Here is a 21,736-nt window from a genome sequence, read left to right on the forward strand (position 1 = left end):
TCTGCTCCTGGCCCCGGCCGCTCCAGACTGTTTTCAAGCCCGCCATCGAGCGGGCTTTTTCAGGCCCGCAGGTCGGCGAAGAACGGCTTGCCCTGAGGAATCCGGTCCGACGCCTTGGGTGCATTGGCCGCCTGGGTGTCTGGGCGGTCCACATACCAGTAGCAATGTTTCACCGCCCGGGTGATGCCGACATAGGCCAGGCGCAAGGTCTCGTCCTTCTGCGCATTGTCGTAGGGCTCGCTGTCGCCATCCTTGCCCAGCCCGGCCATGCGATAGACCTGGTTCTTGTAGGGCGAACTGGTCAGGTGCTGGCAATCGCCCAGCAGGAACACCGCATCCGCCTGCAAGCCCTTGGAGCTGTGATAGGTCAGTTGCTTGAGGCGTCGGTCCTCGGCCGGCAATCTAGAATCAACATTAACTATTGGTAAAATATGCTCTTCAATCAATGATTTATCGCTACTTTTTCGAAATAACATCAAGATCGAATCGCCATTGCGATAGTGCTCCGCCAGCCGTGCTGCAAGCCCCTGGTCGTCGCGGTCCAGCACATTCACCGGCAACACTTCCTTGGGTTCGCCGCTGGCCTTGGCCTTCTTCCCGGCAATCGCCGGCGCGGCGCGGACGATATGTTCCGCGGCGTCGATGATGTGCTGGTGGCTGCGATAGTTCTCGCTGAGCATCACTCGGGTGGTGGCCGGCGACGGGAATTCCTTGTTGAACTCCATGAAGAATTTCGGCGAACTGCCACGCCAGCCGTAGATCGACTGCCAGTCGTCCCCTACGCAGAGCAACGACGAGCGCTGTGCCCCGCGGCCGACATGCATTGCCGGCCCGCGACTGCGGATTTCGCGCAGGCTGGCGCGAATCCACGAGACGATCTGCGGCGAGACGTCCTGGAATTCGTCGATCATCAGGTGCGACATCGGTCGTAAGCGCTCATCGCTGAGCAGCTTGAAGTTCTCCGGGGTGTTCTCGCCGAACAGCGCGAACATGCGGTTGTAGCTCATGATCGGCGGCGACTGGTCGAGCAGATGATCGTCCAGCGCCCGCCAGAACAGGCTCAGGGCCTCGAAGAAAAAGCGGTCCGGGTCGTCCCGGGCAAACACCATCTGGCCCACGGCCACCGAGACGTCCAGTCCGAGGTTCTCGATAAACCCGGCCGCGGCGACAAAACAGTCCAGCAACGGCGCCGAAGCCAGCTCACCCTTGACCTTGTAGTCGAAGCCCGGCCCGGCACTGGCATCCCCGGCCAGGGACGACAGGACACGCTTTGCTGAATCGTAACTATCCAGCCAAATCATTGGCTTACGACAAAAAGCTTGAAACAGGGTGCGCTTTACCGCCCACTCCGCGCGCACCGAAAGCTTCGATCCGGGGCGACTCAACTGCGGGTTTTCCCGAGGGTCGAACCCCAGCACCACCCAGGCATCCAGCTCGGCGACGTAGCCATGGCAATGGAACTGCGAGCCGTTGATCTCGACCGTCTGCCGGTTCGGCTCGATGCCCTTGATCGGCCAGGCGCCGGCACGAAACCACAGGTCTTCCAGGGTGTCGCACAGTTCTTCGTCGCGCTTGGCCGCCAGTTCGGTCACGGCCATGCGTTTTTGCACGTCCGGGTGATCGCGCTCCAGTTCCTTGAGCTGCAGGGCGTGGCGCAGCAGCGGCTTGATCGCCTCGCGGAAACGCCCGTCACGCCGGTGCAGGGCGTGGTAACAGGCATTCAGGTGCTTGCGCTGGGCGTCGTTGATCCGCAGGTCGAAGGGATTGCTGTCGACCTCCAGATCCCCCGCCGCCGGGCGATCGCTGAGGTTCTCGAACGCCTGCAGGCGCTCGAAACCCGGCAGGCTGCGGACCATCGGCAGGATGCGCGAGTGGAAGGTACGCACCAGTTCCCGTGCCTCCTTGAGGCCCAGGGGCCGGCCCCAGAGCGCGAACACTTCCAGCAGCTTGTTGATGAAGTCCTTGCGCGACTCGCGGGTGAAGGTCACCACGGTCATCGAGTCGAGTTCGAAGCCCAGGTAATGGTTGAGCAGCAGGATGCGCAGGACCAGTGAGGTCGACTTGCCCGCGCCAGCGCCGGCAATCACCGAGGTGGACGGGGTTTCGCTGAAGATCATCTTCCATTGCGCGCTGCTGGGTTGGGCATGGGCCGGCAGCAGGCGGCCAACATCGGCCTTGATGCGCTTCTTCAGTTCGGCGCTCAGCGGCAGGCGCCAGTCGTCGAACAGATAATCGTCTACCCCGGGCGCCGGATGCTCGGTGGAGCGGCTGTCGCGAATCAGCAGGACCTGACGACCCTGCTCCAGTCCCTCGGCCTTGCCCTCCTGGTAACCGTATTCCACCCCGGCGGTATGCCCGCTGCGAAAGCCGTCCGCCTGGCCATGCAACCAGGACGCGCGATGCTGGGCGCGCAAGCGACTGAGGCCATGGCCGAAGAACCTGGCCGCCAAGCGCTTGAGCAGCGGCATTTCGGCCAGGGGCAAGAGTTCGGGAGGAAGATCGGGGGTGTGTTGCGGCACGCTGACTCCAGGGTGTGAGGCTGTGTGGGACGGTATGGTCGCTTCATTCGTCGATGACTTCTAGTGAAATGCTTACAGGTCATCCACTTAAGCCCCGAACTGAATGTTTGGAAGCAGAAGGCAGACTACAAAATATATCTATTTATTAGATCTGATAACGACGGTTTTTGCGCTTTTTATCGATGCCTTGCTGATGGATGATGAGCGCCATCAATCACCGGTCTCGTTCTGCGGCTCCACCAAGGCGCCCCATGACGAACCCTGACAGGAGACGATCATGCTTGAACTCAGACCCTTCAAATCCCTGGGCGGCGCCCATCATGGCTGGTTGGATGCCCACCATCACTTTTCGTTCGCCGAGTACTACGACCCCAAACGCATGAACTGGGGCAACCTGCGCGTGTGGAACGACGACGTGATCGCCCCCGGCAGCGGTTTTCCGCAGCACCCGCACCGGGACATGGAAATCATCACCTACGTCCGTGAAGGTGCTATCACCCACCAGGACAACCTTGGCAACAAGGGCCGCACCGAGGCTGGCGACGTGCAGGTGATGAGCGCCGGTACCGGGATTGCCCACAGCGAATACAACCTGGAAGCCGGCGAAACCAGGATCTTCCAGATATGGATCATCCCCAACGAGGCCGGCTCCGCGCCGTCCTGGGGTGCCAAGCCGTTCCCCAAAGGCCAGCGCGAAGGCTTCGTGACCCTGGCCAGCGGCAAGCAAGGCGATGACCAGAGCCTGCGGATTCGTGCCGACGCGCGCCTGGTAGCCGCCAACCTGAAGGCCGGCGAGTCCGCCGAATACCCGCTGGACAAAGGGCGCCGCGCCTACCTGGTGCCCGCGACCGGGGTGATTGAAGTCAATGGCTTGCGCGCCGAAGCTCGAGACGGTGTCGCGGTCGAGGACGAGCGCCTGCTGCGGGTCACCGCCCTCGAGGACAGCGAAATCGTCCTGGTGGACCTGGCTTGAGACAGCGAAGAAATGCTCCGTTTCTGTAGGAGCGAAGCTTGCTCGCGATGGGCTGCAAAGCAGCCCCGAAGCTGATTCCGTTCCCACTGAAGCTAGCTGTTGCTCAATCGGGAGTCATCGCGGGCAAGCCTCGCGCCTACAAAACACAGCCGCAATAAAAAGGGGCGACCGTCTGGTCGCCCCTTTTTTGTCTGCCGCGAAACGCCGCTGGGTCAGCCGCTGATCGCGCCGTCCACCAGGGTCTGCGCTTCCTGCACCAATTGCTTCAGGTGATCGTCGCCAATAAAGCTCTCGGCGTAGATCTTGTAGATGTCTTCGGTGCCCGATGGACGCGCGGCGAACCAGCCGTTCTCAGTCATGACCTTGAGGCCGCCGATCGCCTGGTCGTTGCCCGGCGCGTGGCTGAGGATCTTCTGGATGCTTTCGCCGGCCAGCTGGGTCGAGGTCACCTGATCCGGCGACAGCTTGCCGAGCAGCGCTTTCTGCTGCGGGTTGGCCTTGGCATCGACGCGCACCGAGAACGGCTCGCCCAGCTCGTCGCACAAGGCGCGGTAGGCCTGGCTCGGGTCGCGGCCGGTGCGGGCGGTCATTTCCGCGGCCAGCAAGGCCGGGATCAGGCCGTCCTTGTCGGTGCTCCAGACGCCGCCGTCCTTGCGCAGGAACGATGCACCGGCGCTCTCTTCACCGCCAAAGCCGAGGGAGCCGTCGAACAGGCCGTCGGCGAACCACTTGAAGCCCACCGGCACTTCGTACAGGCGACGGCCCAGGCGCGCCGCCACGCGGTCGATCAGGCCACTGCTGACCACAGTCTTGCCCACGGCCGCGTCGGCGCGCCAGTGCGGGCGGTTCTGGAACAGGTAGTCGATGGCCACCGCCAGGTAATTGTTCGGCGCCAGCAGGCCGCCAGTCGGGGTCACGATACCGTGACGGTCGTGGTCCGGGTCGCAACCGAAGGCCACGTCGAAACGATTCTTCAGGCCGATCAGGCCTTGCATCGCATAGCTGGACGACGGGTCCATGCGGATCTGGCCATCCCAGTCGACGGACATGAAACGGAAGGTCGCATCGACTTCCTTGTTGACCACCTCCAGGTCCAGGCGATAGTGCTCGGCAATCGCCGACCAGTAGCGCACCCCTGCTCCGCCCAGCGGATCGACGCCCAGGCGCAGCTTGGCGTTGCGGATGGCGTCCAGGTCGATGACGTTGATCAGGTCGGCGACATAGCTGTTGACGTAGTCGTGACGATGGGTGGTGTCGGCCTTCAACGCCTGCTCATAGCTGATGCGCTTCACACCGGCCAGCTTGTTGGCCAGCAGTTCGTTGGCCTTGGCTTCGATCCACTTAGTGATATGGGTGTCGGCCGGGCCGCCGTTGGTAGGGTTGTACTTGTAGCCACCGCTTTGTGGCGGGTTGTGCGACGGAGTGATCACGATGCCGTCGGCCAGGCCGCTGGTGCGGCCGCGATTGTAGCAGAGAATCGCATGGGACACCGCCGGCGTCGGAGTGTACTCGTCGCCAGCGGCGATCATCACGGTCACGCCGTTGGCGGCCAGCACTTCCAGGGCGCTGGCACCGGCCGGGGTGGACAAGGCGTGAGTGTCGATGCCGACAAACAGCGGGCCATCGATGCCCTGGGCCTGGCGATACAGGCAGATCGCCTGGCTGATGGCGAGGACATGCCATTCATTGAAACTCAGGTCGAACGAGCTGCCACGATGCCCCGAGGTGCCGAAGGCGACCCGCTGGGTAGAGATGGCGGCATCGGGCTGGCCGGTGTAGTAGGCCGTTACCAGTCGCGGAAGATCGACCAGCAATTGTGTCGGTGCCGGTTTGCCCGCAAAAGGACTGAGTGTCATGCAAAACCTCGGGAAATGGATGGTTCGGTGAGTGCTGCGCAGTTTACTGGCAGTTTGACCGCAACGCGAAGGGATCTATCCGTGGAGGCTTGCACAATAAGCAGGCGCAACATAGGCCATTGTCGGCTGCTGCACAGAAGACACTCAGGATCGAGACGGGAATATAAAGAAGGGAGTGACTGCGAGGACAGAAACGCCAGAGTGCGCGATGGCGAACCCTGGCGTCAGGATCAGGCCGGTTCGACCTGCAGTGCGACCCGCTCGCGGCAAGGACACTCGTCCATGTAGCGGTGGGCTTCGACGAACTCGTTGAACGGGAAGATCCGGGTCTTCAGCGGCAGCAGCACACGATCGGCCGTCAGCTGGTTGATGTCGCGCAAGGCGCGCTGCAAGGCCACCTGGTCCTGGATGATGCCCAGCTCGGGCTTGCCGGTGAAGTTGCCGATGCAGTGCACGAAGAACTGGATGTTCTTCTGGAACGCCGCGCAGGCCGGGAACGGCGTCTGGTTGCCGCCTTGCAGGCCGTACAGCACCAGGCTGCCACGCGGCGCCAGGACGTCGCCGAGCATCGACATCTGCGGACCGCCGAGGCCATCGAACACCACGTCGACACCACGATTGTCGGTGTATTTGTTGATCTGCATGAGCAGGTCCTGCTCTTCGGTGACGATGACTTTCTCGGCCCCCAGGGACAGCAGGTACTCACGCTCTTCAGCGGTCTTGGTCGCGGCAATCACCCGCACTCCGAGCGCCTTGCCCAGCTGGACAAAGGACGGACCGGCGCAGTGGCTGGCATCGGTGACCAGGGCGAACTGCCCGGGCTTGACCCGCGCCAGGTCGACATAGGCAAAGTAGGCCACCAGCAGCGGCGTGTAATGCACCGCGGCCTCCACCGGGCTGAGCACATCGGGATAGCGGGTCAACGCCGAGCGTGGCAGGACAATCAGCTCGCCATAGACCGGATAATCGTTCGGGCTTTCGGCCGGGAAGCTGGCAACCTTGTCGCCAATGGCCAGGTCGTCGACACCTTCGCCGACCGCAGTCACCACGCCGGCCATCTCATGGCCAAGGCCGGAAGGCAGGCGGGCATGGGAAGACGCCAGGTTCTGGCGCCAAAGGACGTCGTACCAACTGATGCCGATCGCTTCGACACGCACCTGCACTTCGCCTGGCGCAGGCAGAGCGGCCGCATGCTCTTCGCACTTGAGCACCTCGGCCGGACCAAACTTGTGAAAACGGATCGTGCGGGACATCGCAAACCTCGTCAAAGTAACCTCTAATGCCCTGAACTCTATCTGGGCTTTCTGGCCAAGACCATCAGTGACTATTAATAGTCGACATGCCTGTCATTGATTCCGCAGCACCTGCAACAACGGGGAAACAGCGTGCCAGAGCGAAGGGTTCCTTACAGGAAAAAACAATTAGCCGGTGCAGAGTAGCAGCCTTTCCCCGTAAGATTCATGCCGGCCATTGTTCTCATATGGCCGCTCTCGTCAAGTTTGCTGACTCTGCCAGGACTCAAGATGAATCGTAATGACCTGCGTCGTGTCGACCTGAACCTGTTGATCGTGTTCGAAACATTAATGCATGAACGCAGCGTGACCCGGGCGGCGGAGAAACTCTTCCTCGGCCAGCCGGCCATCAGTGCGGCGCTGTCGCGCCTGCGCAGCCTGTTCGACGATCCGCTGTTCGTGCGCACCGGGCGCAGCATGGAGCCGTCGGCCCGGGCGGTGGAAATCTTCGCCCTGCTCTCGCCCGCCCTCGACTCGATCTCCACCGCGGTCAGCCGCGCCGCCGAGTTCGACCCGGCGACCAGCACCGCGGTGTTCCGCATCGGCCTGTCCGACGACGTCGAGTTCGCCCTGCTGCCGATGCTGCTCAAGCGCCTGCGCGCCGAAGCGCCAGGGATCGTGCTGGTGGTGCGCCGCGCCAACTACCTGCTGATGCCGGCCCTGCTGGCCTCCGGCGAGATTTCCATCGGCGTCAGCTACACCCAGGACCTGCCGGCCAACGCCAAGCGCAAGGTACTGCGCCGCAGCCTGCCCAAGCTGCTGCGGGCCGACAGCATGCCCGGCGCCCTGAGCCTCGATGACTTCTGCGCCCGCCCCCACGCCCTGGTGTCGTTCGCCGGCGACCTCAGCGGTTTTATCGATGAAGAGCTGGAAAAACTCGGGCGCAAGCGTCACGTGGTGCTCGCGGTCCCGCAGTTCAACGGCCTGAGCACCCTGCTCACCGGCACCGACATCGTCGCCACCGTGCCGGACTACACCGCCGAAGCCCTGACCGCCGCCGGCGGCGTGCGCGCCGAAGACCCGCCCCTGCCCGTGCGCACCTTCGAACTGCACATGGCCTGGCGCGGCTCCCAGGACAACGACCCGGGGGAACGCTGGTTGCGCTCGCGGATTCAGATGTTCTTCGGCGACCCTGAGAGTCTTTGATACGGCATTGCGCGCGTCCAATGTCCTGTCAGCAGTCTCAGACATCGGCCCGTTCTAGCTTGTTTGAGGTGGGGAGCCAGGGACGGCTCGCCGCTCAAGACGATACAAACGAAAAGCCGCGATTGGCCGCACTGCTTACTCGTACAGCCGATGCGAGTGGGGGCAAATACGGGGGCAAATTTCAATTTTTTTTGTCAGAAACCATTGTCCTGGAGCCACTGTTCCAGTCGGTTTGTCATGCAGCTGCGCGTGCAATGACATTGGAAGCAATTATCACCGCTGGCACCACGCTACGGCAAAGCCAGCCGCTGCGCACGCCTCTCGGATGATCACCTTCAAATGGCTTTCGCTTCAGAAGCGATAAAGCCCGTCCATTTCACTCTCGTCGCAGAAGAGTATGGGGAGCAATGCCAAAGGCCTTGCGAAAGGCGTGGCTGAAATGAGAGAAGTCGGAGAAACCGAAATCCAGCGCCGCCTGGGAAATACTGCGGACTTGACCGCGCTCAATCGCGTCGCGGCTCGCGAGCAAGCGTGCCTTCCAGATTTCCGCGACCGGCGATTTCTGATGACGAGCGAAAGCGCGCGTCACAGTGCGCGTGGAGACATGGTGAGCTTGAGCAATGCGTTCGAGCGACAGGTCCACATCGGTCAAATATTGGTGGATGTAATTCATGATCCGGCCATACAGGTCCAGCTCGTCATGAGTCTGCTTTAAATCCTGGAGTTCCAGGCTGACCACCAGAAGGTCGAGCAAGGTGCTGGAGTAACGACTGGATATTCCCGTGTTATGGAAGCCTGAAGGCATACTCGCGGCTTGGCGCAACATCTCGCGTAACGGAATCACCCCTGGGCGACGATCATCCAGAACCATCGCGGTGCAACCTGCTATGCCGGGTAACCGCTGACTGAGCAGTTGTCGCGGAATGCGGACAAGGTGATTGTCGGTACCGCCGAAGCTGAATCTGAACGGCTGGGATGCGTCATAAAGAAACAGATCGTCCGCGCTGAGCTTCGTCCGGCGGTCAGCCTGTTCCAGCTCGCCATAGCCGCTCCTGGTAAAGCCCAACCACAAATCGTCATTAGGATCACTGCGCAGGTGCTGGGCGGACCGCTCCCAATAATGCAAGGGTGCGGACAAGGTGCAGATGTCCAATACGCCCATGCCATGCACCTCCAGCACCCCGTCGAAATCGCTCTGCGCCAGCAGTTTGCTGTCGGCGTCCAGGCAGTGATGACAAACCACATCTTTCCAGTAATCAAACCGGAGTGGTGCCGTAACGGCAAGGGTCGAATAGTGACATGTCTGGCTCATTGCATTCACCTACCGGCAGCGATTCAACAAAAAAGCGTGGTAACGTTTTTGCGAGCCAAGCAATTAGCAGGCCACCCTCACGGCCTGATTCCAGCTGTTGGACGCACTACCAGATGGTCACCGGAACACTCGGCTGGCGCGTATGTCGCTAGATCCTCCAAAACACACTCCCCTTGCAACTTCCCAGGGCGCCCCGCCCCTTATTTCACAAGCCCCGCACCATTGCCGCGCACTGATATGCCGGCCATTTATACCTGTCCTTTTTAACCAAACGGTTGTCCATTCGAGCCAAGCGAATTCCATCTCCCCTCGATAATTTTCACTCCATGCCGTGTCCCTACAAACACGAATGACGAGGTGGGTCATGCAACTACGAGAACAGCAGCGGCTGTCCGATTCATCCTGGTTTTTACAGCGATGGGACATGGCACCCGAAGAGTTTGCCACTTACCTGGTGCAACTCGGGACCCTGGCGCTGCAACGCCGATGGAGTGGTACCCACCGCAACACACCAACATCCACTGGGATGTAGAACAGCGAACCGTCCGTTTGAGACGGAAATAAAGGAGCCCCCATGGAATCTGCAATCGATAAACATCTCAAATGTCCCCGGACTTTGTCCCGTCGTGTTCACGACGATTACAAGCCGCCCTTCCCGATGTTTGTGGGGCGAGCTGACGAAAACGTGAAGCAAGTTGTGATGGCCTACCTCGGGGTGCAATTTCGCGACGAACAACGCGCCGCCGCCCTGCAGGCCATGCGCTACATTGACGCCAGCTTTGCCCTCGCCGATGGTCCTGGGAATCACGACCTGACCTACCACCTCGACAATCAGGGGTATGGAAACTTCATCGCCGTGGGCTACTGGCGTGATCCCGCCGCCTATCACCGATGGTTACTTTCAGCGCCTGTAGCCGACTGGTGGGGTGACGAGGCGCGCCTGAACGAGGGGCTGGGGTATTTCCGCGAGGTCATCGCACCGCGCGCCGAGCAGTTCGAGACGCTGTATGCATTCAAGGACGATTTGCCAGGTGTCGGCGCGGTCATGGACGGCATCAGTGGCGAGATTGAGGAGCACGGCTACTGGGGCTCGGCGCGCGACCGCTTTGCTATCTCACAGACCGACTGGATGCAGCCGACCAGCGAACTGCAAGTCATTTCAGGCGATCCCGCCAAAGGCGGCAAGGTCGTGGTACGCGGCCACGATAACCTAACGCTGATCCGCTCTGGACAAGACTGGGTCGAGGCCGGCGAGGAAGAGCGCGCGCTCTATTTCAACGAGATGCTGCCGCCACTGCAAGACGGCATGAACTTCCTGCGTGACGAGGGGCAGGCGCTGGGCTGCTATAGCAACCGCTTCGTACGCAATATCGACCTTGATGGCAATCTCCTCGACATCGCCTATGACATCGGTCACTGGCGATCGCTCGACAAGCTGGAGCGCTGGGCAGAATCCCATCCCACTCACTTACGTATTTTCACCACTTTCTTCCGAGTGATCGGAGGCCTTTCGAAGCTGCGGCTGTATCACGAGGTCTCGGTAGCGGACGGTAGCCAGCAACTGTTCGAGTACATCAACTGCCACCCGCAGACCGGGATGATGCGCGACGCGCAAGTGTCGCCCACCTGACTCCATCGCTGACTCCACTTTTAGCCCTGCGCGTTGCCTGACTGGCGATAGCGGGGCTCTTTTTGCCCGAAAAAAGGTTCTTCGATCATGAAACAGTTCCGCTACCTGTCGCTCGCAGCCCTCCTCCCCAGCCTTTCCTCTCACGCTCTCGAGGTGGATCCTGGCGATTACGAGCCGCTCCCCGTGGGAGCGACCATCGGCGTGCTCTACTACCAGCACTCCACGACGGACAATGCCTACTCCCAGGGCCACAAGACCAGTTCCGATTTCAACCTGACTTCCGATGTCGGCATTCTGCGTCTGCTACACATCTACCAGTTGAGCGAGCGGCTGACCATCGAGCCGCAATTCCTGTTGCCCTTCGGTCATGTCTCAGGCGGTGGTGACGCTTCTGGTCTGGGCGACGCCAGCGGCATCGGTGACCTCATTCTTACAGCGCCGCTCAAGTACCGTCTCAACGACGCCAACGACACCCTCGGTGCGACTGCTTACTTGTACGTGCCGACTGGCGACTATGACAAAGACGACGCGCTCAATCTTGGCGAGAACCGTTGGAAGGTTGATCTCCAGGCCGCTTACGTCAAGCACTTCACGGAGAAGTGGGCCATCGACCTCGTCGGTGACGCCATCTGGTACGGAGACAACAACGACTTCGGCGCCAGCTCCGCCCGCCGGGAGCAGGACGTTTCCTACGGCGCTCAGTTAATGGGGCGCTACATGCCCGACGAGACCACTGCGCTGGCTATCGGCTTCGGCCACAGTTGGGGCGGGGAAAACCAGATCGATGGCGTCAACCAGGACGACAGGATGGAAACCACCAACTTGCGCGTCACGGCCAGAAAGTTTTTCACCGCCAAGGACCAATTCCAGGTGCAACTTGGACGCGACCTTGCGGTGGAGAACGGCCCCAAAGAAGACTTTCGCATGAACCTGCGCTACGTCAGGGTCTTTTAGACCCGCCCGTCTCTACCAGCCGTTGTCCTTATCAACCCAGCGTGCGCCCAACGACGAATTCAACCTGGATCCGTCGCAAGACCTCGCATCCCGTATCAATTGTGCCAACGCGACAGTTGGCTAATGAGATGCCTCTAACCCGAAACGGAGTAACCCGACAATGACCGACCAGCAACCCACCCTGGAACAACAACCCTCCCTCTATACCCGTCTTGGCGGCTATGACGCGATCTATCAGTTCGCCGGCGCAGTGTTGAGAAAGACAATGGGGCACCCCGCCATCGGGCACATCTGGGCCCATATGTCGGAATCGACGTTCCAAAAGGAACACATCAATTTTGTCGATTTCCTTTCCGAGCACTGGGGTGGAAGCGCCAAATACCGGGGTAGAGACATGGTCACCGCGCATCGCGGGATGGGTCTGACCGAGGTGCACTGGCAAGCCGTGCTCGATTGTCTCGAGGCGTGCTACGACGACTACGGGCTGGCCCCGGATCTGCGCAAAGAGGTCAATGACTTCCTCATCAAGTTCAAACCGGCCGTGATCGGGAGCCCCTCCTATCGGGACGTCGTACTCGCGCACCCGGAAATGGACCCCGCCAAAGGCATGAGAAGCGTTGGGGTTGTCTGGCCAAAACCCGGGAAGTCATCTCAGAAACAGGCCACGCCTGAATCCGAAGACTAATACCCTCGGCATAAGCCTAAGCCACAGCAATGGAAGGCATATCCATAAGGAACCCTCCCCGCTGCCAGGGCTCGCTCTGGCCGCCGACGGCGACCGTGGTGTGGCTATAAAAAACAGGGGCAAGCGAGTCCCGCTCAACCAAGCGACTGTCCTCCTCAGCCAAGCGCTGCTCAATCTGTGGAGATAGCTTGATACCAGCCCCGGCCACGCTCGCCAATAGTGCGCACCGGGCCCGGACATCCCCGAGATGACGTTTGAACAGACATTGCCAGCCCCTACGGGTTGGCACAGGAAACAGGACACCCCATGGCCATCATCCGCCCGACTCTCGAACAAGTGCAGGATCTCGCCAGCCGCCTGCACATACAGCTGACACCCGAGCAAGCCAGCGAATACCTGGCGCTTATGCAATCCAGTTTTGATGCCTACGATCTCGTCGACGAGTTGCCAGACTTCATCCCTTCAGTGCGCTACGAGCGCAGTGCTGGTTACCGCCCTTCAAGCACGGAAAATCCGCTAAACGCCTGGTACTACAGAACTGAGGTGATGGGCGCCAGCTCGGGCAAGCTTGCTGGCAAGACGGTCGCGCTCAAAGACAATATCTCTCTGGCCGGTGTCCCGATGATGAACGGTGCCGCACCACTGGAGGGTTTCGTACCGTCGTTTGATGCCACCGTGGTGACGCGTCTGCTCGACGCTGGAGCAACGATCCTCGGCAAAGCCACCTGCGAACATTACTGCCTCTCCGGCGGTAGCCATACCTCAGACCCAGCGCCTGTGCACAACCCTTTTCGCCATGGTTTCACGACCGGCGGTTCGTCTTCGGGCAGCGCGGCGCTTGTGGCGTCGGGCGCGGTCGACCTGGCTGTCGGTGGAGACCAGGGCGGCTCCATCCGCATTCCGGCAGCATGGTGCGGCATTTACGGAATGAAGCCCACCTTCGGTCTGGTGCCCTATACCGGGATCATGGCGATCGAGTCCACTTTCGACCATGTCGGCCCCATGACGAGCAACGTACGCGATAACGCTCTCATGCTCGAAGTGATGGCCGGAGCCGACGGACTCGACCCTCGCCAGACCGCTCCCCAGGTCGATGCCTATAGCGATTATCTGGAACGAGGCGTGACCGGACTCCGGATCGGGATCCTCCAGGAAGGCTTCCAACTCGCTAACCAGGATCCACGTATCGCAGAAAAGGTGCGCAGCGCTATCGCCCAGCTCGAAGCTTTGGGCGCGCGGGTCGAGGAGGTATCGGTTGCCGAACACAACCTGGCGGGATCGTTATGGAGCCCTATCGGCTGTGAAGGCCTGACCATGCAAATGATGCACGGTAACGGAGCGGGTTTTAACTGGAAGGGGCTTTACGACGTGGGTCTGCTGGACAAACAGGCCGGTTGGCGCGATCAGGCAAACGCATTGTCGCCGTCACTCAAGCTTTGCATGTTCGTCGGCCAGTTCGGTCTGGAACGCTACAACGGCCGCTACTACGCCAAGGCCCAGAACATTGCGCGCTTTGCCCGAGCCGCCTATGACAGGGCGTTGAACACCTATGACCTGCTCGTCATGCCGACTGTGCCAATCACCGCTCAGCCGCTCCCTGAACCGGGCTCTTCAATCACCGAGACTGTTACGCGTGCGTTGGAGATGCTTGGCAATACGGCCGCTCAGGACATTACCGGGCACCCCGCCATGTCGATCCCTTGTGGCCTGGTAGACGGACTGCCCGTGGGGCTGATGCTTGTCGGAAGACATTATGCCGAAGGCACCCTCTATCAAGCTGCAGCTGCATTCGAGGCCTCTGTCGATTGGCGGACGTTGTAAACCTGCGCATCGCATTGGCGAGCAAACACCGGCAAGTCGCACTGAACGTGAGTATCAACTTCAGAGGAGCCAATACATGAGCCACACCCACGAACATCATCACGACCACGACCACGACCACACCGAGCCCCCCGAGGCCATCGCCTTGCGGGTCAAGGCGCTCGAATCCCTGTTGATAGAAAAGGGCTTGGTCGACCCAACCGCCATGGATGCTCTGGTGGACACTTACCAGCACAAGGTCGGCCCGCGCAACGGCGCTCAGGTGGTCGCCAAGGCCTGGTTCGATCCCGATTACAAACATCGGCTGCTGGAAGATGCCACTGCGGCCATTGCCGAACTGGGTTTCTCCGGCGTGCAGGGCGAAGACATGGTGGTGGTGGAGAACACCGCGACCGTGCACAACGTGACGGTCTGCACGCTGTGCTCCTGCTACCCCTGGCCGACCCTGGGCCTGCCCCCAGCCTGGTACAAATCCGCGCCCTATCGGTCACGGATAGTCATCGATCCGCGCAGCGTGCTGGCCGAATTCGGTTTGATTATTCCCAATGACAAGGAAGTCCGCGTCTGGGACAGCAGTGCTGAGTTGCGCTACCTGGTACTGCCGGAACGTCCGGCTGGCACTGACGGCTGGAGCGAGGAACGACTGGTCGAGCTGGTGACGCGTGACGCCATGATCGGCACTGGCCTGCCCAGGACGCCGGGCGACGAAGCCTGAACCCGAGAAGGAGAAAACCATGAACGGTGTACACGACTTAGGCGGTATGCACGGTTTCGGCCCAGTGCTCACCGAAGAAAATGAACCCGTCTTCCATCACGACTGGGAGCGCAGGATCTTTCCGCTGTTCGCTTCGCTCTTCGTCGGCGGGCACTTCAATGTCGACGAGTTCCGACACTCCATTGAACGCATGGAACCGGCTGAATACTTGCAGTCGAGTTACTACGAACACTGGCTTCACGCCTTCGAAACCCTGCTGCTGGAAAAAGGCGTGATCAGCGCTGGCGAACTGCAGGGCACGGTCAAGCCGAGCTCACCGGCACAGCCGCCAACGGTGCTCACACCGGACATCGTCGAGGCGGTGATCCTCGGAGGCGCCTCTTCCCGGGCAAAGGAACCTGTCGGCGGCCGCTTCCGGGTCGGTGACCGGGTGCGGACGAAGAACCTCAATCCAATCACCCACACCCGACTGCCGCGCTACGCGCGCGGCAAGGTCGGGACCATCGAGATTGCACACGGCGCGTTTGCCACCCCAGACACGATGGCCCACGGTCTAGGCGAACAACCCCAACAGGTCTATGCCGTTCGCTTCAGTGCTACAGAACTGTGGGGAGTGGCGCGACCGGACAGTGTTTGCATTGATCTTTGGGACAACTATCTGGAGGCCGTATGAGCGCAGGCATGCCTCACATCCCCCCAATGGCCGGCCTGTCTCTCGACGATGAAGGCCCGGTGTTCGACAAACCTTGGCAGGCCCAGGCTTTTTCCCTGCTGCTCCACCTGCACCAAATCGGTCTGTTTCCCTGGAAGGACTGGGTGCAGGTATTCAGCGACGAGATCAAGGCGAGCCCGGCGCAACCCGGAGAAAGCGTCAACGACACTTACTACCGGCAATGGATCGCAGCCATGGAAAGAATGGTCACCACACTCGGTTTAGCGGGTATGGAAGACATCACCCAGCGCAGCGAGGAATGGCAGCAAGCTTACTTGAATACCCCCCATGGACAACCGGTAACGCTGCTCAACGCGAGTTGCCCACCGGCCCATGGAAACGGGCACGAACACCTGCCGCGGCACAAGCCTGTGGCGATCAGCCGTGCCACAAGCTGAGGACGGAGCCGTCCTGTTTTTACTTTCGAGGTCGCGAAGCGGCCAAGGGGCAATCGTCATGCATATCGAACCTAATCTGGTGGAAGCTGGAAAACTCTGGCTGAGCTATGTCACTGCCGCAGGTGTCGGCGCCTATACCCTCAAACTCGCTGCGCAAGCCATAGGTGAGCGTGGTGTCTTCTCGCTGCTGGCTCGCACTGTCACTGCCACGGCCCTGGTATTCAGCTTCTTCGAGCTACTACCGCGCCATCCAGTCGGCGTCTCCGAGGTCCATCTCATCCTGGGGTCAACGCTGTTTCTGCTGCTCGGCGCCGCACCTGCGGCAGCGGGTCTCGCCCTGGGACTGCTGATCCAGAGTCTGTTCTTCGCTCCATTCGACCTGCCGCAATACGGCATGAACGTCACCACCCTTCTGGTACCGCTGTTCGCAGTTACCGCCCTGGCGAAACGCATCATCGCGCCAGACACGCCGTATGTGGAACTGAGCTATAGACAAGCGCTGGGGCTGTCGACAGCCTTCCAGGGGGGCATTGTCGCCTGGGTTGCCTTCTGGGCCTTCTACGGGCAAGGCTTCACAGCAGAAAACGCACTGTCAATTCTGACCTTCGGCAGTGCCTACATGACCGTCGTCACCCTCGAACCGCTGTTGGACCTGGCCGTGCTGGCCGGTGCCAAGGCAACCCATCGCCTGCGTGGTAGCGCGCTGGTCGAGCGCCGTCTGTACCAGGCTGCCTGAGCCGACATACTCCAGTCCAAGTCAGACTGCCCCGGGCATTCGAAGACCGTAATTAATGCTCGGGGCATCAAGAGCAAGAACCGCCCCGAAACCTCGTGAGTAAAACCAGAGGTATTTGATGTTTTTCAGAAATAGCACCCGCAAGGAATTGAAGCTCCTCGGCGACCGGCTGGAACAGCACGACGGCGAGAATGTATCGATAGCGGCGAAGGATTCGTCACTGCGACGGGTCTTGGCCGGCATCGAACGCCTGCTCGCCGATCGCACGGCGCTCCGGGCCAGCGTGGTCGATCTTAATGCTGAACTGCAACGCCTCAAGCGTCAGCTGGGTGAATACGAAACGCAGTTGCACGATCAAGAACAACTTTGGCAATTGGCGGCATGCGGGTCGGGTGATTTGCTCTGGAAATTGCAGCTCGATGGCAGCCTGCAGCCCGCCCGCGACGCAGTACTGCAATGGTTCGGCAACCTGCCCACCCAAGCGGACCTCCCCGTCTATCTAGGCCCCTGGAACGATTGCCTTCACTCTGATGACCGCCAGGCCAACCTGGATGCCCTGGCTCATCACCTTGCCGATCGCAGTGGGCATGCTCCCTACCAGGTGGAGGTGCGCCTCGCGAACCGCTCGGGAGAATACCGCTGGGTCCAGATCTCCGGCGAAACGCTCCGTGACAGACAGGGCATGCCACAGGTCAGCGTCGGTATTGTGCGTGACATCCACACGCAGCGTCTGCGAGACGAAGAGTTCACGATGCTTTCAGCCCGCTTCGATATTTCCCGCGAATGCATTCAGGACGCACTCTGGGACATCAATATCATCGCAGGCGATCCAGCCAATCCGCACAACGTCATCTGGTTCTCGTCACAGATGCGTCGCCTGCTCGGCTACGAAACCATCGAAGAGTTTCCCAATGTGTTCGAAAGCTGGTTGTCCCGCCTGCATCCCGAAGACAGCCAGCGTGCCGTGCAGGCTTTTGTCGAACATGTCGCCGACCGCTCCGGCCAAACCCCCTTCGATGTGACCTACCGCCTCAGGCACCGCAACGACGAGTACCGTTGGTTCAGAGGCAGAGGTCAGACCCAGCGAAGCAGCGACGGCACGCCCTTACGTACTGTGGGGGCGATCACAGACGTGCACTCCTTCCGCGAGGAAAGCCAGTTGCGCCAGACTCAGGAACGGCAGCATCAAGCGATGCAGGAAAACCTCGCTCAGCTGACGCAGATAGTCGCCGCCATCCAAAGCATCGCCAAACAGACCAATCTACTGGCCCTGAACGCGGCCATAGAGGCGGCCAGGGCCGGTGAGGCCGGAAGGGGCTTCGCAGTAGTGGCCGACGAGGTCCGCAAGCTGGCGACCCGTACCAGCCAGGCGACTCAACAGGCGGCCGACATGATCGAGAGGTACTGAGTTCAAGCTGGGCCTGGGCGTTAATCCAGCGGGTTGAAAGATCGGTTCATTGCTACAACATCGTCATGGCTTGGGTTTGCTCCAAGCCACTCGAAGTGTTGGGGCAGTTGATCTCGTTTCGCTGCTGCCTGCCCCTTAACTGCTGCCGCTAATGCCCTGCGCATGGTCTTAGCGTCGTAATCACAGCAGTAGCCAGGCGTGGATGGTTGTTGCCTCCAAGACTCTTCCAGAGAACCTCCGTCAACCGGATCGAAGCCAGCTTGGTTAACCAGGGACATGACCGTTTCCTTGGCCTTGTCATTATCGCCCGCTACCGCTGCCGCCAAGCGACCTTTAGTACCCTCTGGAAGACCTAGCTCTGCCAGTGTATAGGCCAGCACATTATTGAAAGCTTTGACAACAGGGCGCCCAACCTGCGTTGAAACCCAGACACTTTCCGTCATTCCTTGATCGATTTCAGCAATGCGGGGATCACGCAAACCAGGGTAGTAGTTACTCGTATCCACCACCGGGACGCTTTCGGGTACATAGCTAAACAGGTCAGAAGGGAGTGCGCTCACAGCTGGTAGAGGTATCGATAGCACGATCACGTCCACTCCATCCACCGCGCCTCGAATGTCTACAGGTTCCGCTCCAATTTCTTCGGCAAACGCTCGAACGCCATCGACACCTCCAGAGTTTGCTACACGAATTTCATGCCCAGCAGCTCCGAGCTTTCGGGCTATGGTGCCCCCGATATTACCGGTTCCGATAATGCCTATTTTCATGGACAAGCCTCCTGAATTGATTGCCTTGCACCGATTTTAGAGTGCTCATGAGATAATGGTAAGTACACACTAAAAGGTGGGTAACCCACTTGAGGAAAAGAAATGGAACGGGACTGGAACTGCGGCGATCCTCAAAATCGACGAGCATGGGCTGAGGCAACGACCGAGACACTTCGTGTACTAGAGGGGAAATGGAAGATCATCATCCTCTGCCAGCTATTCGCGGCAAAGGGTGCGCTTCGCTTCTCGGATTTGGAAAAGCTTATCGAAGGGATCAATCAGAAAATGTTGATCCAACAGCTCAAGCAGTTGGAAAGGGACGGGATCGTGCTGCGAACGGTGTACCCGCAGGTTCCTCCCAAGGTGGAGTATCAACTCACGCCTATCGGCCATGCACTCGGGCCATCAATTCAGGCGTTGATTGAATGGGCGGAGTTGAGACATGAGCAAAGCTGAGCGCCATCGAGTTGCGAACGGCACAATCCCGGCTTTGTACGGAAAGTACAGCTGCATATCACGTAGCCTTCAGTGACCATGGCTGCAATGCTTCTTGCCTGCTTGTCGTAGCGAGTGCCGATTCTTCGATTCTCTTCTAACCAACCGACTCCACTTAGGCTATCGACTCACTGCCCATATCCTCTTCCGAAAGACCAAGGATCTGCCAGATATGGGTTGCTCATCCCGTATGCGGAGACGCACTGAATACCAGTCACTGCCATAGCGCGATCAAGCTGGAGCACATGGCCCAGGCAGCCATGCAGAATCTAGCGCTACGTTCATTAGTGACGCTGTGTAGCCTGTGCGAAAACGCCCGGGCCACACTGCACGCAATCCTAATTTACACGGATGTTGAGTGGCCTTAACACGTCCGGTCATTGAAACAGTAACAGTCATGGCGCACTCAACAGCAGATTACGATCTCGACCTCTCAGCATCGGAGGCTAGACCTCTGATTACTTCAGATTAAAACCTTTGTGGCATCGCACTCTGCACTCCGCAACAAGGCTCAAACCAATTCGGCTAAAGATGCCGGATTGAAACCCTTCAGATCCGCGTAATTGCCTTTTTCAACTTTGGCGGCCCAATCCTTGTCACTCAGCAGAACACGCCCTACAGCGATCAGATCAAACTCTTCGCGCTCCATGCGCTCGACAAGCCGATCCAGACTCGCAGGGGTTGAACCCTTGCCGGCGAAGGCATTAGTAACATCATTTTCTAGCCCAACCGAACCAACACTGATGGTCGCGGCCCCGGTTACTTTCTTCGCCCAGCCCGCGCAGTTCAGACCGTTCTCACCGTCAATCTCGGGGAACTCGGGTTCCCAGAAGCGACGTTGTGAGCAGTGCAGGACGTCGACACCCGCCTCGACTAATGGCAACAACCAGTCTTCCATCACAGCTGGCGTTTCAGCGACGCGTACTCCGTAATCCTGTTGCTTCCACTGGCTGACACGCATGATGATCGGGAACTCAGGGCCAACAGCATGACGAACAGCAGACACTATCTCACTGGCAAAACGCGAGCGTTCCTTGATCGTCGGGCCGCCGTAGCGGTCGGTGCGCAGATTGGTACCAGACCAGAAAAACTGATCGATCAAATAACCATGGGCTCCGTGGATCTCAACGGTATCGAAGCCCAGCCGTTTGGCATCCGCTGCGGCCTTGGCGAACGCTGCTACCGTGTCAGCAATGTCCTCTTCACTCATCGCCACACCACGCAGGTCACCTGGCGAATCAAGGCCCGACGGGCTTTCCACTGGCGCATCTGGCTCCCAGTCGTTGATGTAACGTGCGGCACCGGTGTGCCAGATCTGCGGTGCCATGCGCCCGCCAGCGTTGTGGACCGCATCGATCACGTTTTTCCACCCAGCCAGCGCCGCTTCGCCGTGAAAAAAAGGAATGCCGGAATCATTGCGCGATGCTGGGCGATCAATCACGGTGCCTTCCGACAAAATCAGCCCAACACGTCCCTCTGCCCGCCGCCGGTAGTAGGCAGTGCTCGCTTCACCCGGGATGCCTTCGGGTGAGAACAGACGCGTCATTGGCGCCATGACAATCCGGTTTTTCAGCTCAAGCGACCGGATGGAAAAAGGACGAAATAAAATGCTGGTATCAGGGTTTGACATTGGATGGACTCCATTTGATTTTGGAAGCCACATAAGTATATTTTGTAAACCAAATGTCAATTAGGCACCTAGAGTCGCCTAGGTATATATGAGGAAACTTCGATGCTGGAATTAAAGCCACAATGTTTTTCGTCGGAGTGCCCAAGCCGGGCACTGTTCGACCAAATCGCAGACAAGTGGTCGATGATGGTTCTGGCGGTACTTGATGACGGGCCGCACCGTTTTAACGCCATCAGGCGTCGCCTGGAGGGCGTCACTCAGAAAGCACTGACACAGTGCCTACGTCGGCTGGAACGAAATGGACTCGTCTCGCGCCAGGTCATCTCGTTTTCGCCCGTGGCAGTCCAGTATGAGATCACCCCACTGGGTCGAACACTGCAGCAGCCATTTCGCGAATTGCATAAATGGACACTCGACAAATTGCCCGAGGTTGAAGCGGCCCGGTTGAAGTTTGACGAGGCCGCGGAGGTAAGTTGACGGTGTGATTCTTTTTCATTGACATGCCGCCACTGCTACCTGCAACGCATTACTTGATAGATCTGCTGGCGGTATTCCTAAACCCATCCTGGACGTTGAGTACGCACCATCGGTCCTGCGACACGTCACCATCGCCAGCGTTTCGATAGCCCTGATACCGGGGCGTTCTAAGATGACAGCATTCCATCCCGACCACCACGACATCGACCT

General features: G+C 59.7%; 18 protein-coding genes and 3 pseudogenes. 14 read left to right on the forward strand and 7 right to left on the reverse strand.

Going from position 1 to position 21,736, the window contains the following annotated elements; genetic code table 11:
- Positions 1 to 59: 59 nt before the first annotated feature.
- A complete protein-coding gene (locus C4K27_RS17055; protein ID WP_053261395.1) occupies positions 60 to 2,519 on the reverse strand; it encodes a UvrD-helicase domain-containing protein in 2,460 nt (819 codons plus the stop codon).
- Positions 2,520 to 2,796: 277 nt separating this feature from the next.
- Here C4K27_RS17055 and C4K27_RS17060 point away from each other — a divergent pair, with 277 nt between their 5' ends.
- A complete protein-coding gene (locus C4K27_RS17060; protein WP_053261396.1) occupies positions 2,797 to 3,492 on the forward strand; it encodes a pirin family protein in 696 nt (231 codons plus the stop codon).
- A 212-nt stretch (positions 3,493 to 3,704) separates the two neighbouring features.
- On the opposite strand, the gene pgm is transcribed toward C4K27_RS17060, so the two are convergent.
- Both pgm and C4K27_RS17070 read right to left on the reverse strand, forming a co-directional pair.
- Positions 3,705 to 5,348 carry a phosphoglucomutase (alpha-D-glucose-1,6-bisphosphate-dependent) gene (gene pgm, locus C4K27_RS17065; protein ID WP_053261397.1) on the reverse strand — a complete coding sequence of 548 codons (1,644 nt, stop codon included), beginning with the start codon at positions 5,346 to 5,348 and terminating at the stop codon, positions 3,705 to 3,707.
- Between the two features lie 230 nt (positions 5,349 to 5,578).
- Positions 5,579 to 6,601: a zinc-dependent alcohol dehydrogenase family protein gene (locus C4K27_RS17070; protein ID WP_009044099.1), complete on the reverse strand. Its 1,023-nt coding sequence runs from the start codon at positions 6,599 to 6,601 to the stop codon at positions 5,579 to 5,581.
- Between the two features lie 270 nt (positions 6,602 to 6,871).
- On the opposite strand from C4K27_RS17070, the gene C4K27_RS17075 reads away from it, so the two are divergent.
- On the forward strand, positions 6,872 to 7,786 hold the full coding sequence (locus C4K27_RS17075; RefSeq protein WP_009044100.1) for a LysR family transcriptional regulator: 915 nt from the start codon (positions 6,872 to 6,874) through the stop codon (positions 7,784 to 7,786).
- A 376-nt stretch (positions 7,787 to 8,162) separates the two neighbouring features.
- Here C4K27_RS17075 and C4K27_RS17080 read toward each other — a convergent pair whose 3' ends face one another.
- Positions 8,163 to 9,098, reverse strand: a complete 936-nt coding sequence (locus C4K27_RS17080) for an AraC-like ligand-binding domain-containing protein (protein ID WP_053261398.1) — start codon at positions 9,096 to 9,098, stop codon at positions 8,163 to 8,165.
- Positions 9,099 to 9,672: 574 nt separating this feature from the next.
- Between C4K27_RS17080 and oxdA the strand changes: the two genes are divergently transcribed.
- The 10 genes and pseudogenes from oxdA to C4K27_RS31750 all read left to right on the forward strand — a co-directional run.
- Positions 9,673 to 10,728: an aliphatic aldoxime dehydratase gene (gene oxdA / locus C4K27_RS17085; protein ID WP_053261399.1), complete on the forward strand. Its 1,056-nt coding sequence runs from the start codon at positions 9,673 to 9,675 to the stop codon at positions 10,726 to 10,728.
- A gap of 87 nt (positions 10,729 to 10,815) precedes the next feature.
- Positions 10,816 to 11,682, forward strand: a complete 867-nt coding sequence (locus C4K27_RS17090) for a transporter (protein ID WP_053261400.1) — start codon at positions 10,816 to 10,818, stop codon at positions 11,680 to 11,682.
- Positions 11,683 to 11,842: 160 nt separating this feature from the next.
- Complete coding sequence (locus C4K27_RS17095; protein ID WP_009044111.1) at positions 11,843 to 12,367, forward strand: group I truncated hemoglobin; 525 nt, start codon at positions 11,843 to 11,845, stop codon at positions 12,365 to 12,367.
- A gap of 306 nt (positions 12,368 to 12,673) precedes the next feature.
- Positions 12,674 to 14,188, forward strand: coding sequence for an amidase (locus C4K27_RS17100; RefSeq protein ID WP_053261401.1), 1,515 nt, complete (start codon positions 12,674 to 12,676; stop codon positions 14,186 to 14,188).
- A gap of 76 nt (positions 14,189 to 14,264) precedes the next feature.
- Complete coding sequence (gene nthA, locus C4K27_RS17105) at positions 14,265 to 14,903, forward strand: nitrile hydratase subunit alpha (protein WP_053261402.1); 639 nt, start codon at positions 14,265 to 14,267, stop codon at positions 14,901 to 14,903.
- A 19-nt stretch (positions 14,904 to 14,922) separates the two neighbouring features.
- The gene (gene nthB, locus C4K27_RS17110; protein WP_053261403.1) at positions 14,923 to 15,576 is read left to right on the forward strand and encodes a nitrile hydratase subunit beta; all 654 of its coding nucleotides are present in this window, start codon (positions 14,923 to 14,925) and stop codon (positions 15,574 to 15,576) included.
- Positions 15,573 to 16,013 carry a nitrile hydratase accessory protein gene (locus C4K27_RS17115; protein WP_053261404.1) on the forward strand — a complete coding sequence of 147 codons (441 nt, stop codon included), beginning with the start codon at positions 15,573 to 15,575 and terminating at the stop codon, positions 16,011 to 16,013. Before nthB ends, C4K27_RS17115 begins: the two co-directional genes overlap by 4 nt.
- 58 nt (positions 16,014 to 16,071) lie before the next feature.
- Positions 16,072 to 16,749, forward strand: a complete 678-nt coding sequence (locus C4K27_RS17120) for an energy-coupling factor ABC transporter permease (RefSeq protein WP_053261405.1) — start codon at positions 16,072 to 16,074, stop codon at positions 16,747 to 16,749.
- 118 nt (positions 16,750 to 16,867) lie between these two features.
- A pseudogene (locus tag C4K27_RS17125) lies at positions 16,868 to 17,860 on the forward strand (PAS domain-containing protein); the annotation flags it as partial.
- Between the two features lie 51 nt (positions 17,861 to 17,911).
- A pseudogene (locus C4K27_RS31750) lies at positions 17,912 to 18,151 on the forward strand (methyl-accepting chemotaxis protein); the annotation flags it as partial.
- Between the two features lie 26 nt (positions 18,152 to 18,177).
- On the opposite strand, the gene C4K27_RS17130 reads toward C4K27_RS31750, so the two are convergent.
- Positions 18,178 to 18,924, reverse strand: coding sequence for an NADPH-dependent F420 reductase (locus C4K27_RS17130; protein WP_081002292.1), 747 nt, complete (start codon positions 18,922 to 18,924; stop codon positions 18,178 to 18,180).
- Positions 18,925 to 19,026: 102 nt separating this feature from the next.
- Here C4K27_RS17130 and C4K27_RS17135 point away from each other — a divergent pair, with 102 nt between their 5' ends.
- Positions 19,027 to 19,380, forward strand: a complete 354-nt coding sequence (locus tag C4K27_RS17135; RefSeq protein WP_053261407.1) for a winged helix-turn-helix transcriptional regulator — start codon at positions 19,027 to 19,029, stop codon at positions 19,378 to 19,380.
- Here C4K27_RS17135 and C4K27_RS31755 read toward each other — a convergent pair.
- Positions 19,335 to 19,526 (reverse strand): annotated as a pseudogene (locus tag C4K27_RS31755) (hypothetical protein); the annotation flags it as partial. The gene C4K27_RS17135 and the pseudogene C4K27_RS31755 sit on opposite strands and share 46 nt — an antisense overlap.
- A gap of 404 nt (positions 19,527 to 19,930) precedes the next feature.
- Positions 19,931 to 21,049, reverse strand: a complete 1,119-nt coding sequence (locus C4K27_RS17145) for an NADH:flavin oxidoreductase (protein ID WP_053261408.1) — start codon at positions 21,047 to 21,049, stop codon at positions 19,931 to 19,933.
- 102 nt (positions 21,050 to 21,151) lie between these two features.
- Here C4K27_RS17145 and C4K27_RS17150 point away from each other — a divergent pair, with 102 nt between their 5' ends.
- Positions 21,152 to 21,526 carry a winged helix-turn-helix transcriptional regulator gene (locus C4K27_RS17150; protein ID WP_037004770.1) on the forward strand — a complete coding sequence of 125 codons (375 nt, stop codon included), beginning with the start codon at positions 21,152 to 21,154 and terminating at the stop codon, positions 21,524 to 21,526.
- The last annotated feature ends 210 nt before the right edge of the window (positions 21,527 to 21,736 follow it).

The sequence above is a fragment of the Pseudomonas chlororaphis subsp. chlororaphis genome, assembly GCF_003945765.1.
GTDB lineage: Bacteria > Pseudomonadota > Gammaproteobacteria > Pseudomonadales > Pseudomonadaceae > Aquipseudomonas > Aquipseudomonas chlororaphis.